We start from the raw sequence: 14,422 nt of genomic DNA on the forward strand, positions 1-14,422 counted from the left end.
GCTGTTGCAAGCGGCATCGACGGGATGCGATTTTCAGCCTCGGCTATATCAGATGATTCTTTTGACGGGATGACGACGGATGGATTTCGACCTTATCGTTCGCGGCGGCACACTGCCTGATGGCAGGGTTGCCGACATCGGCATCAACGGTGAGACGATCGCGGCGATCGAGCCCGTTCTCCAGGGTTCCGCGCGGACGAAGGTCGACGCCCATGGCAATCTGGTCTCGCCGCCCTTCGTCGATCCGCATTTCCACATGGACGCGACGCTCTCCTACGGCATTCCGCGCATCAACGCGTCGGGTACGCTGCTCGAAGGCATTTCGCTGTGGGGCGAGTTGAAGCCGCTTTTGACGCATGAGGCGGTGCGTGATCGCGCGCTGGCCTATTGCGACTGGGCGGTGTCGATGGGCCTGCTCGCCATCCGCACCCATGTCGATGTCTGCGATGACCGCCTGCTGGCGGTCGAGGCGCTGCTCGAGGTCAAGAAGACGGTCGCTCCCTACATCGATCTGCAATTGGTCGCCTTCCCGCAGGACGGGTTTTATCGCTCTCCATCGGCGCGTGAAAACACCATCCGCGCGCTCGACATGGGCGTCGACATCGTCGGCGGCATCCCGCATTTCGAGCGCACCATGGCCGACGGCACGCGCTCGGTAACGGAGCTGTGCGAGATCGCGGCCAGCCGCGGCCTGATGGTCGACCTGCATTGCGACGAGACCGATGATCCGCTGTCGCGCCATATCGAGCAGTTGGCCTATGAAACGCAGCGTCTTGGTCTGCAGGGCAAGGTCGCCGGTTCGCACCTCACCTCGATGCATTCGATGGACAATTACTACGTCTCGAAGCTGCTGCCGCTGATCGCCGAGGCCGGCGTCTCGGTCATTCCCAATCCGCTGATCAACATCATGCTGCAGGGCCGCCACGACACCTTCCCGAAGCGCCGCGGCCTTACCCGGGTCAAGGAGATGCTGGCGCTCGGCATTCGCGTCGGTTGGGGCCAGGATTGCGTGCTCGATCCCTGGTATTCGCTGGGCACCGCCGACATGCTCGATGTCGCCTTCATGGGTCTGCACGTCGCTCAGATGTCGAGCCCGGCCGAGATGGCGCGCTGCTTCGACATGGTCACCAACGTCAATGCCGCGATCATGGGCCTCGATCATCTCGGCCTGGCGGTCGGCAAGCGCGCCAGCCTGGTCGTCCTCGATGCCGGCAATCCGGTCGAAGCCCTGCGGCTGCGCGCCGAGCGCCTGTGCGTCATTGCCAGGGGCAAGGTGGTGGCGGAGCGGACGAAGCAGGAAACCAGGCTGTCCATCGGCGGAAGGCCGGGAATGGTGAACCGGCGGCACATATCCGGCTCCAATCAAAGAGATAGAGCATGATGTCGTCCGAAAACCGCTTCACACTTTTCGGCATCATGCTCTAGATACAGCCGATTCCCGGCGCTGGTCTTACCCATCGCCCGAATTCTCCTCGTCAAAGCCGCTGCTTCCGTCTACGACGCGGGCTTACAAGGGGGAGGAATCGGGATCGGCATGACGCAGCCCGTGGCGCAGAATTCGACGATCAGGAATGTGCTTTTGGCCGGCATTCTGTTGATGCTGGCCGGCGATTTCCTGTTTGCGCTGAACGACGCCATGGGCAAATGGCTGGTCGCCAGCTTCTCCGTCGGCCAGGTGGTGCTGATCCGCTCCATCGGCGCCTTCTTCGTGCTCGGCCCGATGATCGCCAACCAGGGCCCGGCCAAGCTGTTTCGCATGGAACGCCTGGAGCTGCAGCTGCTGCGGGTGGTGATGACCACGCTCGACACCGCGCTCTTCTATGCCGCCGTGGTCTATCTGCCGCTGGCCGATGTGATGAGTTTCTACATGGCGGGGCCGATCTACGTCGCGGCACTCTCGCACCTCTTGCTTGGCGAAAAGGTCGGCTGGCGCCGCTGGATGGCGATCCTGCTCGGCTTCTGCGGTGTGCTGATCATGCTGAAACCGTCCTCGGCGGCCTTCTCGCTGTCATCGGGTTTTGCGCTGGTGGGCAGTATCGCCTTCGCCTTCGCCATCATCCTCAACCGCCGCCTGCGTGGCACCAGCGACACCAATCTAGTGACATGGCAGACCATCGGCACGCTGCTGGTCGGCGGCGTGCTGAGCATCGGCGCCTGGCAGACGCCGTCGGCGCTCGATCTCGGCGCCATGCTGCTGCTCGGCATCGTCTCCTGCGGCGCCCATCTGATGATCACCAGGGCGCTCAAGCTGGCGCCGGCCTCAACGCTGGCGCCGCTGCATTACACGCTGCTGCTGTGGGCGGTGGTGTTCGGACTGGTGTTCTTCGGCGACGTTCCCGGTCCGCGCATCCTGATCGGCTCGGGCATTGTCGTTCTCGCCGGCCTGTTCATCTTCCACCGCCAGAAAGTGGTCGAGACCACGGTGCCGCCCGAAAACGTGCCGAAGGGCGTGAATTAGTCCAGGCTCACCCCCGGCGGATCGCCGCCAGATGCCGTGAAAACTCGGACGTCTCCATCAGCGCCTTGCAGCGCGCGAACCGCCCGTCGGCATAGGCGCGAAAATCATCGACCGGGTTGTTGTTGGCGAGCTGGATCAGCCCCCACAGCGTCCATAACAGGTCGCACATCGCCTTGTAGATGACGATGCGGCCGCGCTGCGCCGGCCTCGCCTCGCCGCCGAAATAGGCGTGCATCATCTCTTCGTCTTGCGCCAGATCGAATTTACCTTCCACGGAGAGGTCGCCAAGGTCCCAGAGCGGGTCGTTCATGCCCGAATATTCCCAGTCGACGATCCACATCCGCTCGCCGGTGTCGAGGAAGTTTTCGCACAGCGGATCGCAATGACAGGCGACGAGAGGCAGCGGATGGGCGGCCAGCGCCGACCGCACTGTCCCGGCGTCGCGCACCACGTCATGATAGCCGGCGGGCAGGGCGATCTCCTTGGTGGACAGCACCTTGAGATAGTCGTCGATCATCGCAAACAGCTCGAAGCGGAAGGGAAACACCGCGCCTGAATTGTGCAGCTTGCGAAAGGCCTCGCCGGCGCGGGCTGGACTGCCCGGCCGAACCTTGAATTTCTCCTCCGACATGGTTTCGGCGCCGGCGATGTAGCGTGTCACCATCAACCCGGTGCCGGCATCGACATGCAGCACCTCGGGACTGACCCCTGCTTTTGCCGCTTCGCGTGCGGCCACCGCTTCGTTGGCCCGGTTGATGTATTCCTCGGTGCCCTTGCCAGGAATGCGCAGGCAGAAGTCGCCGGCCTTGAAGACGAGGTTGGTGAGGCCGCCCAGCCGTTCCAGCGGCCCGCTGTAGCCGGCCAGCATGGGAATGGCGTCCAGTGCCGCACGCGCCTCGTCTGTAATCATGCCTGCGCCCCCACACACTGTTATTTGTCGCGGCAACGGTTCCACAATTTTCGCGCTTTGGCTATCATCACTGCGAGATCAAAAATTGGCGGACTGGATCAAAGTGGCGGACAACAAACATCAGGGTGCGCTTGGCGCGGCCTACGCGGCAAAGCGGCCCGAAGAGGTCGCCGCACTTTATGATCGTTGGTCGCAGACCTACGACGCCGACATGTCGGCCGCCGGCTATCGCCATCCGACGATCTGCCTTGCGCTGCTGACCCGCCATCTGCCGCGCGGTTCAGCACCGCTGCTCGATGCCGGGGCCGGCACCGGTCTCATCGGCGAATGGCTTGATATTGCCGGTTACCCGCAAGTCGAGGCACTCGATATTTCACAAGGCATGCTGGATCAGGCGGCCCGCAAGGGTGTCTATTCCGCGCTCCATTGCCTGGCGCTGGGCGGTCATCTGCCCTTTGCCGATGATGCCTATGCCGGAGTGATCTCGGCCGGCGTCTTCACATCAGGTCATGTCGGCGTCGAGGGGCTGGACGAACTGATCCGCATATGCCGGCCGGGCGGCATCATCGTGCTGACGGTCAAGAACTCGCTGTGGGATCAGGGCTTCGCCACGCGCGTCGCTGAGCTCGAGGCGCAGGGCCTCGTCACCCGCGTCGAGGAAACGCGCCCTTATGTCTCGATGCCCGGCGAAGCCGACACCGTGCCCAGCCGCGGCCTCGCACTGCGCGTGACCTGACCTACGCTTTGACCCTCGCGCCTGCCGGGTCGTACATCGGCTCGAGGTGGATCTTGGCCGGCGTCCTCTCCATCGCAACCACCAGTTCGTAGTCGCCCGAGGCGAGAAAATCGTCGCTGACCCCGTCGGCGTTGCGCACGTAGCCGTAGCCGATGGTCTTGCCCAGCGTATAGCCATAACCGCCGCTGGTGAGATAACCGACAGGCTCGCCATTGCGCAGGATGGTTTCGCGGCCGAGCAGCACGATCTCGGGGTCGTCGACCGTGAAGCCGGCAAAGCGTTTCTTCATTGCCGTGCCGCCGGTCTTCTCCAGCGCGCGCCGTCCGATGAAATCCGTGTTCTTGCGCAGCTTGACCGCCCAGCCGAGCCCGGCTTCCTGCGGCGTGTCGTTGGGCGTGATGTCGGAGCCCCAGGCACGATAGCCCTTTTCCAGCCGCAGCGATTCCAGTGCCCGATAGCCGATCGGGCGGATGTCGTGCTTTTTGCCTGCCGCCATCAGCGCGTCGAAGACTTCGCCGGTGGCCGCGATCGGCACGTGCAGTTCCCAGCCCAACTCGCCGACATAGGTGACGCGCAGCGCCCGAACCGTGTGGCCGGCGATGGCAATCTCACGCACATGGCCGAATGGGAAGCTCACATTTGACACGTCGGCTTCGGTCACGGCCGAAAGCACGTCGCGCGCCCGAGGACCCATCAGCGACAGCGTGCCGAAATCCTCGGTGACATCGACGAGCCTGGCATCGAGCCCTTCGCCGATATGATCGCCGATCCATGAGGAATCATGCGTACGGAAGCCTGTGCCGGTGACGATGTAGAACTTCTCTTCGGCCAGCCGCGCCACCGTCAGATCGGCCTCGATGCCGCCGCGTGTGTTGAGAAGCTGCGTGTAGGTCAGCCGGCCGACCCGCTTGCTGACGTCGTTGGCGCAGACCCAGTCCAGCGCCTTCAGCGCATCGGGCCCGCTCAGCTCGTATTTGGCGAAGGAGGATTGATCGAATATGCCGACTTTTTCGCGCACATGCCGGTGTTCGTCGCCGACCGCCACAAACCAGTTCTGCCGGCCCATCGAATAGATGTCCTGCGGCTCGACGCCTTCGGGCGCGAACCAGTTAGGCCGCTCCCAGCCGAGCTTCGAGCCGAACACAGCATTTTGCTGTTTCAGCCTGTCGTAGAGCGGCGAGACGATGCGCGGCCTCCCGCTGGCATACTCCTCATGCGGAAAGCCGATCGTATAGTGTTTGCCATAGGCCTCCAGCGTGCGGTCGCAGACCCACTGACGGTCACGGTGCAAATTAGCAAAGCGCCTGATGTCGACCACCCACAGGTCGAGCGGTGCTTCGCCATCGACCACCCACTGCGCCAGCACCCAGCCGGCGCCGCCGCCCGAGGCGATGCCGAAGGCGTTGAAGCCGGCGCCGACAAACATGTTGGCGCATTCGGGCGCTGTGCCGAGAATGAAATTGCCGTCTGGCGTAAAACTCTCCGGCCCGTTGATCATCTGCTTGACGCCGACAGTTTCCAGCGCCGGCACGCGCGCGATCGCTTGGCTCATGTGCTGCTCGAAATGGTCGTAATCATCGTCGAACAGCCTGAATTCCCAATCATTGGGGACGTCGCCGCCGGGGAGACCAGTAGCCCAGGCCTGCGGGTTCGGCTCATAGCCGCCCATCACCAGCCCGCCGACCTCTTCCTTGAAATAGGTGCGCCGGTCCGGATCGCGGATGGTCGGCGCGTCGGTCGCCAGTCCGTCGATCTTCTCGGTGATGATGTACTGGTGCTTCACCGGCTGCAGCGGCACGTTGATGCCGGCCATGGCGCCGACCTGCCGCGCCCACTGGCCGGCGCAGTTGACCACCTTGTCACAAGCAATGTCGCCCTTGTTGGTCTTCACCGCCGTGATGCGGCCGTCCTTCATTTCGAAGCCGATGACGCGGACATCCTCGAACAGTTTGGCGCCATGCATGCGCGCGCCCTTGGCCAGCGACTGCGTGATGTCGGAGGGGCTCGCCTGGCCATCGGTCGGCAGCCAGGAGGCGCCGACAAGATCGCCGGTTTCCATGAGCGGCCACATTGCCTTGACTTCCGCCGGCGACAGCAATTGCATGTCCATGCCGAAGCTTTTCGCCGTCGTCGCCAGCCTTTTGTACTCGGTCCAGCGGTCGGCATTGGTGGCGAGCCTGAGGCAGCCGGTCATCTTCCAGCCGGTGGCAAGGCCGGTCTCGGCCTCGAGGCCCTTGTAGAGGTCGACGGAGTATTTCAGCACGCGGGTGATCGAAGCCGACGAGCGCAACTGGCCGACAAGGCCGGCGGCATGCCAGGTCGAGCCCGAGGTCAGCTTGCCTTGTTCGAGCAGAACGACATCGGCCTTGTGGTCGCGCGCCAGATGATAAGCCGTCGAACAGCCGATGATGCCACCGCCGATGACGACGATGGCGGCCTGGGTCGGCAATGTCATGATTTCTGTATCCCGTACTTCGTTCTGTAGTTTTCCAGCGCCGTGTCGAGCCGGGCGAGATTTTCCTCGGTGTAGGCGACGTAGTCGATACCGGGCGCGTCGAGATAGAGCTCGGACACCATGCTCCACATCGCCTCGCGCAGCAGCGAGGCGCATTGCATGGCCGCGTGCGAACGGCGGATCGCTTCGTCCGGTTCCTTCATGAAATAGGCGGTCAGAAAGGCGAAGGATTCCTCGTCGCTCATGCCGGCGTTGGAGGCGGCGCCTGCGAGGTCGAACATCGCCGTGTTGAAGCCGGCATATTCGAAGTCGATCAGCCACAGCCTGTTGCCGTCGTCGAGAATGTTGGCCGGCAACAGATCATTGTGGCCAAAGACGATCGGCAGCAGTTTCTGCGCGCGCTCCAGTTCGTCGGCCAGCGTCAGCAGGCGTGGCAGGTCGCTGCGCTTGCGGCTGCCGCCTTCTTCAAGCGTGCGCGCATAGTCGCGAATGACATGGAACACCCAGAACATGAAGCCGGCGCCGGAGACGTGATTGGGCATCTCCCGGTGAAAGGCGCGCATCAGGGCTGCGACGCGGCCAAGATTGGCGCGTACGTCCTCGGCGAGATAGGTCTTGGCGCCGAGAAACTCTGTGACCATGATGCCCGGTTCGGCATGGCGGACGGCCGGCGCGAAACCGGCGGCATGCGCCGCCCGCGCCGTCATCACCTCGCGCTCGCGAAAGACATGGTGGAACGGATAGTCCTTGCCGAAGCGCACGACGTGTCGTCCCGCCGCGTCCGTGACCACATAATTCGCGTTGCTCAGACCGCCGGGCAGCGGTGCGATCTCGATGCCACCGGTCCAGCAGGGCAGGGCGCGGATGCGATCTTCGGCGGTCACGGAATCATCCCTGGTTTGCTGGGCTTCGACAAGGCGCCGTGAACAGCGCAACGACGGCGGGGAGAAACGTAAATAATCTCGTCGGTGCGGGACGCCAGGATCGGTATCCCGCACCGCACCGACGAGCCCCTTGGCCAGGTTTTTGAGCCCGGCATCCGCCCCCGCGGATCTGAAAATTCCTTGTACAGGCACGTTCCAAACGGCCTGATCGCTGAGTTGCGGCTCTGCCCCCAGTCGCAGATCTGAAGCCTGTTGATGTCTTTGATTTCACGCCAGGGTTTCCCGCTTGTCAATAAAAAGCTGTGACTTTTTTTGGGTATTTTGCCTGAAAGCATAAGGTAGTTCCTTTAAAAGCAATTGAATTACCTTAGAATCGGTCAAGAGCATCAGTTCGGGAAACCAGATGGCCCAGTCCAAACGACACGGCGAGATCCTGCGGCTCCTGCAGGAAGAGGGCACCGTCACCATCGCCAGTCTGGCCGACCGGCTGGGCGTGTCGCTCGAGACGGTGCGCCGCGACGTCAAGCCACTGACCGGTGATGGCTCTGTCCTCAAGATGCATGGCGCCATCGGCCTGCCGTCAATGATCGGCGAAGCGCCGTTCGAGCGGCGCATGCGTGAGAACGCCGACGCCAAGCGCGTCATTGCCCGCATGGTCGCCGCCACCATCCGCGACGGGGAATCCATCATGCTCGACACCGGAACGACGACCTCGTTCCTTGCGCGTGAACTGCTTGGCCACCGGCGCCTGACGGTCGTCACCAATTCCTCGGACATCGCCCGCACGCTGGCCACCATCAACGGCAACAAGGTCTATATGGCCGGCGGCGAGTTGCGCAGCGATTCCGGCGCTGCTTTCGGCGCCTCGGCGATCGATTTTGTCAGTCGCTTCTCGGTCAGTCACGCCATCATTTCCACCGGGGGGGTCGACGCGGTGATGGGCGTCATGGATTTTGATCTGGATGAGGCCGAGTTCGCCCGCATGGTGCTCTCGCGCGGCCAGCGGTCCCTCGTCATCACCGATCACTCGAAATTCGGCCGTCTTGGTCTGGTCCAGGTCTGCGGCTTCGACAGCTTTTCCGAACTCGCCACCGACCGCTCGCCGCCGCACGACCTGGCCGCCGCCCTTGCGCAGGCCGGCGCCCGGCTCAGCATCGCCGGCGCGGAAGCCGGGTTCTAGCCGAAGACCAGCGATTGGTGGGCGCAGACGCCCGCAAAGGTGCCACCCGATACTGCAAAGGCGATGTTGTGCATCGAACGTGCCGCGTCGCCGGCGGCGTAGACGCCGGGCACGGTCGTCTGCTGCCTGTCGTCGACTGATATCACCGTGCCGAGGAGGCTTTCGGTGAAGCCGCAGCCGAGCTGTTCGGCCAGCGGGCTGGCCATGATATTGCGCGGAGCGGTGAACATCGCCCTGACGCCGGCCTTTCTGCTGTCGTCGAGGTGGACGATCAATCCGCCGGAGCCGTCTTCCTCTAGCTCGGCAACGCTGGTGGGCTCAAACCGCACCTTTCGGCTCTCCAGCGCGCGCATCTGCTCTGTGTCAGGCTCGAACAGGCCATTGCCGAACAGCGTGACATCGCCCCAATCGGTGATCAGCTGTGCCTGATGCATGGACATCGGACCGGTTGCGAGCACGCCGAGCGGCCCGCCGGAAACTTCGTAGCCGTGGCAGTAGGGGCAGTGCAACACGCTCTTTCCCCAGAGCTCGGCAAGCCCGGCAACCTCCGGCAGGATATCGCGCACCCCAGTGGCCAGTACCAGCCGTGCCGCGCCGAATGTCTCGCCACCCTCGGTGGTGATTTCGAAATCGCTGCTGCCAGCGGCAAGGGCCTTGTCGGCGCGCCCGTCGACAACCCTGGCTGCCGGATAGGCCAGTAGTTGGCGCCTTGCGTCATCCAGGATTGCGCCGGGCGCGCGCCCGTCATGTCCGAGGAAGCCGTGCGAATGCTCGGCAAAGCGGTTGCGCGGCCGGCCGGCGTCGATCACCAGCACCTTGCGTCCTGCCCGCGCCACCTGGATGGCGGCGGACAGGCCGGCAAAGCTGCCGCCGACGACGGCAAGATCATACTGCATGGCTGGAGACTCCAATGAGGTCAAAACGGCGGCGGAAATCGGCGGTCAGGTCAGCCAGCGTGATGCGGCTCAGCTTCTCCGCCAGCAGCCTTTCGGCGGCGTTGCGAAAATCGTCGAGCACGGCGATCACCGCCTGCTCGACGAGGCAGCCGGGGCTTTCCGGATCGGTGCTGAACGGCAGCAGTGTCTCGCCAAGGGCGACGCTGATCTCGGCCAGGGATATTTTCTCGGGCGCCCGCCCGAGCAGCCAGCCGCCACCGTGCCCGCGCGACGAGGTGACGATGCCGGCGTCGCGCAAGCCTGCGATGGTGCGGCGGACCACCACCGGATTGGTGTGGATGAAGGTGGCAAGCTGCTCGGAGGTCAGCGCCTGTTCGGGCTTCTCGGCCATGTGGACGAGAATGTGCAGGGTAGAGGACAGCCGGCTGTTGCGCTTCATGTAACTTAGTTAGTTACGATTGGTGTCGATGTCAAACACGTCTCATCCGCGCCGAGGCGCAATGTCCACGCAATCCATTCGCGGCAAACAGAACCAGTCGGTGCGCGATTCACCTCGTATGCCGGCGCCAAGGCGTCGGACCCGACATATGCAACGGATTTCGGGTCCGACGCTGACTGCAGCAAACGCCACGCCGACCGATCGAAGCGTTGGATCCAGGATGAAGGTTGCCTGATGCTTTGTCTTTTCTCCAGAGATGGACCGTGGCACCGTTTGGTGTCGGCGTCACCATGTCGCTTCGCATGACGGGGCCGCTGGCAGCCATCCTCGGCTTCGGTCTGTTGGGCGTTTTCTGCCTCGCCTTCACCGAAAAGATCCTGCCAATTCCGCCCTCGCATGTGCTGCTGCTGTTCCTCGGCATGACGGCGGCGCCGGATGCTTCGACGCTGGCGATCCTGCTGATGGTGACGACGCTTGCGTCCGCCAGCGGCTGCCTTGTCTGGTATGCGGTCGGCCGCCGGGTTGGACTTGACCGTGCCGACAGGCTGGTCGAGCGTTTCGGCAAGTACGTGTTCCTGCGCCACGCGACCTACCGCAGGCTCGGCCAGGCCTATCGGCGCAATCACGTCCGGGTGTCCTTGCTGGCGCAGTTCATCCCGACTGTGCGCAATTACCTGCCGATCGCCGCCGGCGCACTCTGCCTGCCCGCTTTGCCCTTCGCGGCCGCGACGCTGCTCGGCGCCACGTTCTGGAACGCGGGCTTTCTCACCACCGGCTATCTGCTGCGCGGCAGCGGCCGGGACTCCTTCACGGTGGGCCTGCGCATCATTGTCATCGTCGTGGCTCTGGAGACGGCATTCATGCTTGCGCTGCGCTATGGCCCCGCATGCCGGCGGCGCATCAAGTTGGCGCTCGGTTGAGCGCCAGCTCTCAGGTCATGGGATAAGCTCTGCAGTCGGCTTTCCTTCATTCGGCCGCCGGTGTTTAGTCCGGGCATGGCTTTCACCATCCGCCAGCTGCAGTTCTTCATCGCCGTTGCCGAGCAAGGCACGGTCTCGGGCGCCGCCCAGAACCTCTCCATCTCGCAATCGTCGGTCACCGAAGCGATCAAGGAACTCGAAAGCGATCTCGGCGTCGAACTGTTCGAACGCCACCCGCGCGGCCTCAACATCACCCACAAGGGTCACCAGTTCCTGCGCCATGCGACGAAAATCCTCGCCGATGTTTCCGACGCGCGCCGCTCTTTCTCCGGCGAGCAGGCGGTGGCGGCCGGCCGGCTGCAGCTCGGCGTCACCTCGCTGGTCGCCGGCTATGTGCTGTCGGATCTGCTCGCCCGCTACCGCCGTGCCTATCCGGGCGTCGAGGTCTCTGCCATCGAGGACAATGGCGATTATCTCGAACACCTCCTGATCGGCGGCAAGCTCGACATTGCCGTCATGGTCACCTCCAATTTGCGCGACCGCACCGCGTTGCAGTCGGAAATCCTCGAAGTCTCGGCCTATCGGCTGTGGCTGCCGCTCGGTCATCCGCTCGTCGGCGCCGACATCATCAGCATTGGCGACATTGCCTCCGAAACGCTGATCATGCTGACCGTCGACGAGATCGAGGAGAATACCGGCAAGCTGCTGACGGCGATCGGCGCCAAGCCGCATGTCGCCTTCCGCACCCGTTCCGTGGAGGCCGTGCGCAGTCTGGTCGCCACCGGTGCCGGCGTGGCGCTGCTGCCCGATCTCGTCTACCGGCCCTGGTCGCTGGAAGGCGACCGCATCGAATCGCGCGATATTTCCGGCTCCTTGCCGGTGGTCCAGGTCGGCATGGTCTGGCGGCGCGGCTCCGGTCTGCCGCAGGCCGCGCGCGATTTCATCGGTCTTGCCCAGTCGCAACGGACGGTCCGCCAGCGTCCCTGAGAGGCCGGCTGCACATCTATCGGAAAAACCGATATCGCCCTTCTGATAAATGAATTTGCGAAACCGGAATTTTCAAAGCACTTTCGGTTCAGGGACCAAAGCCGCCATCAGAGCGGCATCAAGCCCAACGGACGAACTGACAGTTTTCAGTCCGCGCGTGACCCCTAACGAAGACCGAAACCGGCTTTCAGGGTCAGGCGCCTAAATGGGAGATCGACAATGAATTCATTCCTGAAGTCATGCACTGCTCTGACGGTCGCGCTGACCTTTTCCGGTCAGGCCGTCGCCCAGGTCAAGGAACTTGGCAAGGGCGAAGGCCAGGTCAACATCGTTGCCTGGCCGGGCTACATCGAGCGCGGCGAAACCGACAAGGGCTATGACTGGGTGACTTCCTTCGAGAAGGAGACCGGCTGCAAGGTCAACGTCAAGACCGCCAACACCTCCGACGAGATGGTCTCGCTGATGAATGAGGGCGGCTTCGACCTCGTCACCGCTTCGGGCGATGCCTCGTTGCGCCTCGTTGCCGGCAAGCGCGTGCAGCCGATCAACACCGATCTCATCCCGAGCTGGAAGACGGTCGACGAGCGCCTCAAGGACGCGCCGTGGTTCACCGTCGGCGGCGCCCACTACGGCGTTCCCTACCAGTGGGGTCCCAACGTCCTGATGTACAACACCGACGTGTTCAAGGAGGCTCCCAAGAGCTGGAACATCGTCTTTGAGGAAATGAAGCTGCCGGACGGCAAGTCCAACAAGGGCCGCGTCCAGGCCTATGACGGGCCGATCCACATTGCGGATGCGGCCAACTATCTGATGTTCCACAAACCGGAACTCGGCATCAAGGATCCCTATGAACTGAACGAGGACCAGTACAAGGCGGCGCTCGAATTGCTGCGCGTCCAACGCACACTGGTTGGCCGCTATTGGCACGACGCCGCCATCCAGGTCGACGATTTCCAGAACGAAGGCGTCGTCGCTTCCGGCTCGTGGCCGTATCAGGTCAACACGCTGGTCGCCGCCAAGAAGCCGGTCGCGTCCACCATCCCGGAGGAGGGCGCCACCGGTTGGGCCGACACCACCATGATGGAGGCCGACGCCGCCAACCCCAACTGTGCCTATATGTGGATGGAACATTCGCTGTCGCCGAAGGTGCAGGGCGATGTCTCAGCCTGGTTCGGCTCACTGCCCGTCGTGCCCGCCGCCTGCAAGGGCAATGAGCTTTTGACCGACGAGGGTTGCAAGACCAACGGCTACGAGAACTTCGACAAGATCAAGTTCTGGAAGACGCCGGTGTCGAAATGCGCCACCCAGAACGATCAGTGCGTGCCCTACTATCGCTGGGTGTCGGACTATATCGGCGTCATCGGCGGACGATGAGCATCCTTACCTCCCCCTTGTGGGGAGGGTCGACGCATAGCGTCTGGGCGGGGTCTGCTCGGGGTTTTTCGAGACACCCCCACCCGCGGCTTCGTCGCGACCTCCCCAAGGGGGAGGTGGGACGTCGCGCGACATCAACACATCAAACCGGCAACGGACTGACATCTCATGACCTCCGCCGTCTCCTTCCAGAAAGCCTCGCGCCATTTCGGCAGCGTGCGCGCGGTCGACGCGGTCGATCTCGACATCGCGCCTGGGGAATTCTTCGCCATGCTCGGGCCGTCCGGTTCCGGCAAGACCACTTGCCTGCGCCTCATCGCCGGCTTCGAGCAGCCGACATCGGGCTCGATCTCGATCTTCGGCGACCGCGCCGAGGGCGTTCCGCCCTATCGCCGCAACGTCAACACCGTGTTTCAGGATTATGCGCTGTTCCCGCATCTGAACGTGCTCGACAACGTTGCCTACGGGCTGATGGTCAAGGGCGTCGGCAAGGCTGAGCGGCACAAGGCGGCGGAAGAGGCGCTGTCACTGGTGCGGCTGCCCGGCTATGGCGCCCGCCGGCCCGGCCAGCTTTCCGGTGGCCAGCGCCAGCGCGTGGCACTGGCCCGCGCGCTGGTCAACCAGCCAAAGGTGCTGCTGCTCGACGAGCCGCTCGGCGCGCTCGACCTCAAATTGCGCGAGAACATGCAGGAGGAGTTGAAGTCGCTGCAGAAGGCGCTCGGCATCACCTTCGTCTTCGTCACTCACGACCAGGGCGAAGCGCTGTCGATGGCCGACCGCGTCGCCGTCTTCAACGATGGCAAGATCATGCAGATCGGCACTCCGGAAGATATCTACCAGCGGCCGAGGACCCGCTTCGTCGCCGATTTCGTCGGCTCCTCCAACGTGCTGCCGCCGGATTTCGTGCAGCGCTATTCCGGCCAGCATCGCTGGGGGAGTCTCCGCCCCGAATCCATTCGCGTCGGCCGCGCGGCCAAGGGGGTCACAAGTGGTGAAGGCGTATCGGCCCGCCTCATCTCGACCAATTATCTCGGCGCCACGACAAAGCTGGCGCTCGACGCCGACGGGCTGCGGCTGCACGCCATCGTGCCGGCCGGCATCGCCTTGCCGGCAGAAGGCGAGGCGGTTGTGCTGACCTTCAACCGCGAGCACCTGCATCTGATGGACGAGCCGGCATGAGCCT

The 14,422-nt window shown here is 63.6% G+C and carries 13 protein-coding genes; 8 read left to right on the top strand and 5 right to left on the bottom strand.

Going from position 1 to position 14,422, the window contains the following annotated elements; all coding sequences use genetic code 11:
* The first annotated feature begins 79 nt into the window (after nt 1-79).
* Nucleotides 80-1,381, top strand: coding sequence for an amidohydrolase family protein (locus P3C39_RS18555; protein ID WP_275954129.1), 1,302 nt, complete (start codon nt 80-82; stop codon nt 1,379-1,381).
* A 153-nt stretch (nt 1,382-1,534) separates the two neighbouring features.
* The gene (locus P3C39_RS18560; protein WP_024503360.1) at nt 1,535-2,458 is read left to right on the top strand and encodes a DMT family transporter; all 924 of its coding nucleotides are present in this window, start codon (nt 1,535-1,537) and stop codon (nt 2,456-2,458) included.
* Between the two features lie 7 nt (nt 2,459-2,465).
* On the opposite strand, the gene P3C39_RS18565 is transcribed toward P3C39_RS18560, so the two are convergent.
* On the bottom strand, nt 2,466-3,368 hold the full coding sequence (locus P3C39_RS18565; protein ID WP_275954128.1) for a phosphotransferase family protein: 903 nt from the start codon (nt 3,366-3,368) through the stop codon (nt 2,466-2,468).
* Nucleotides 3,369-3,471: 103 nt separating this feature from the next.
* Here P3C39_RS18565 and P3C39_RS18570 point away from each other — a divergent pair, with 103 nt between their 5' ends.
* Nucleotides 3,472-4,104 carry a class I SAM-dependent methyltransferase gene (locus tag P3C39_RS18570; protein WP_063170453.1) on the top strand — a complete coding sequence of 211 codons (633 nt, stop codon included), beginning with the start codon at nt 3,472-3,474 and terminating at the stop codon, nt 4,102-4,104.
* Between the two features lies 1 nt (nt 4,105).
* Here the strand turns inward: P3C39_RS18570 and P3C39_RS18575 are convergent, their stop codons facing one another.
* Entirely contained in the window at nt 4,106-6,559 is a 2,454-nt protein-coding gene (locus P3C39_RS18575) for an FAD-dependent oxidoreductase (RefSeq protein ID WP_275954127.1), read from the bottom strand.
* The gene (locus tag P3C39_RS18580) at nt 6,556-7,443 is read right to left on the bottom strand and encodes a phosphotransferase family protein (protein WP_275954126.1); all 888 of its coding nucleotides are present in this window, start codon (nt 7,441-7,443) and stop codon (nt 6,556-6,558) included. The genes P3C39_RS18575 and P3C39_RS18580 overlap by 4 nt, the downstream gene beginning before the upstream one ends.
* A gap of 403 nt (nt 7,444-7,846) precedes the next feature.
* Between P3C39_RS18580 and P3C39_RS18585 the strand changes: the two genes are divergently transcribed.
* Nucleotides 7,847-8,623 carry a DeoR/GlpR family DNA-binding transcription regulator gene (locus P3C39_RS18585; RefSeq protein ID WP_013528029.1) on the top strand — a complete coding sequence of 259 codons (777 nt, stop codon included), beginning with the start codon at nt 7,847-7,849 and terminating at the stop codon, nt 8,621-8,623.
* On the opposite strand, the gene P3C39_RS18590 is transcribed toward P3C39_RS18585, so the two are convergent.
* Both P3C39_RS18590 and P3C39_RS18595 read right to left on the bottom strand, forming a co-directional pair.
* Complete coding sequence (locus P3C39_RS18590; RefSeq protein ID WP_275954125.1) at nt 8,620-9,519, bottom strand: NAD(P)/FAD-dependent oxidoreductase; 900 nt, start codon at nt 9,517-9,519, stop codon at nt 8,620-8,622. The genes P3C39_RS18585 and P3C39_RS18590 overlap by 4 nt on opposite strands.
* On the bottom strand, nt 9,509-9,958 hold the full coding sequence (locus P3C39_RS18595) for an Rrf2 family transcriptional regulator (protein WP_063169921.1): 450 nt from the start codon (nt 9,956-9,958) through the stop codon (nt 9,509-9,511). Before P3C39_RS18595 ends, P3C39_RS18590 begins: the two co-directional genes overlap by 11 nt.
* A gap of 263 nt (nt 9,959-10,221) precedes the next feature.
* Here P3C39_RS18595 and P3C39_RS18600 point away from each other — a divergent pair, with 263 nt between their 5' ends.
* The 4 genes from P3C39_RS18600 to P3C39_RS18615 all read left to right on the top strand — a co-directional run bounded on the left by P3C39_RS18600 (nt 10,222) and on the right by P3C39_RS18615 (nt 14,418).
* Nucleotides 10,222-10,878, top strand: coding sequence for a DedA family protein (locus P3C39_RS18600; protein ID WP_275954124.1), 657 nt, complete (start codon nt 10,222-10,224; stop codon nt 10,876-10,878).
* Nucleotides 10,879-10,953: 75 nt separating this feature from the next.
* On the top strand, nt 10,954-11,865 hold the full coding sequence (locus tag P3C39_RS18605) for a LysR substrate-binding domain-containing protein (protein ID WP_013528025.1): 912 nt from the start codon (nt 10,954-10,956) through the stop codon (nt 11,863-11,865).
* A gap of 219 nt (nt 11,866-12,084) precedes the next feature.
* The gene (locus P3C39_RS18610; protein ID WP_013528024.1) at nt 12,085-13,239 is read left to right on the top strand and encodes an ABC transporter substrate-binding protein; all 1,155 of its coding nucleotides are present in this window, start codon (nt 12,085-12,087) and stop codon (nt 13,237-13,239) included.
* 168 nt (nt 13,240-13,407) lie between these two features.
* On the top strand, nt 13,408-14,418 hold the full coding sequence (locus tag P3C39_RS18615; RefSeq protein WP_063169923.1) for an ABC transporter ATP-binding protein: 1,011 nt from the start codon (nt 13,408-13,410) through the stop codon (nt 14,416-14,418).
* Nucleotides 14,419-14,422: the final 4 nt, after the last annotated feature.

The organism is Mesorhizobium sp. XAP4 (assembly GCF_029269325.1).
GTDB classification, from domain to species: domain Bacteria; phylum Pseudomonadota; class Alphaproteobacteria; order Rhizobiales; family Rhizobiaceae; genus Mesorhizobium; species Mesorhizobium ciceri.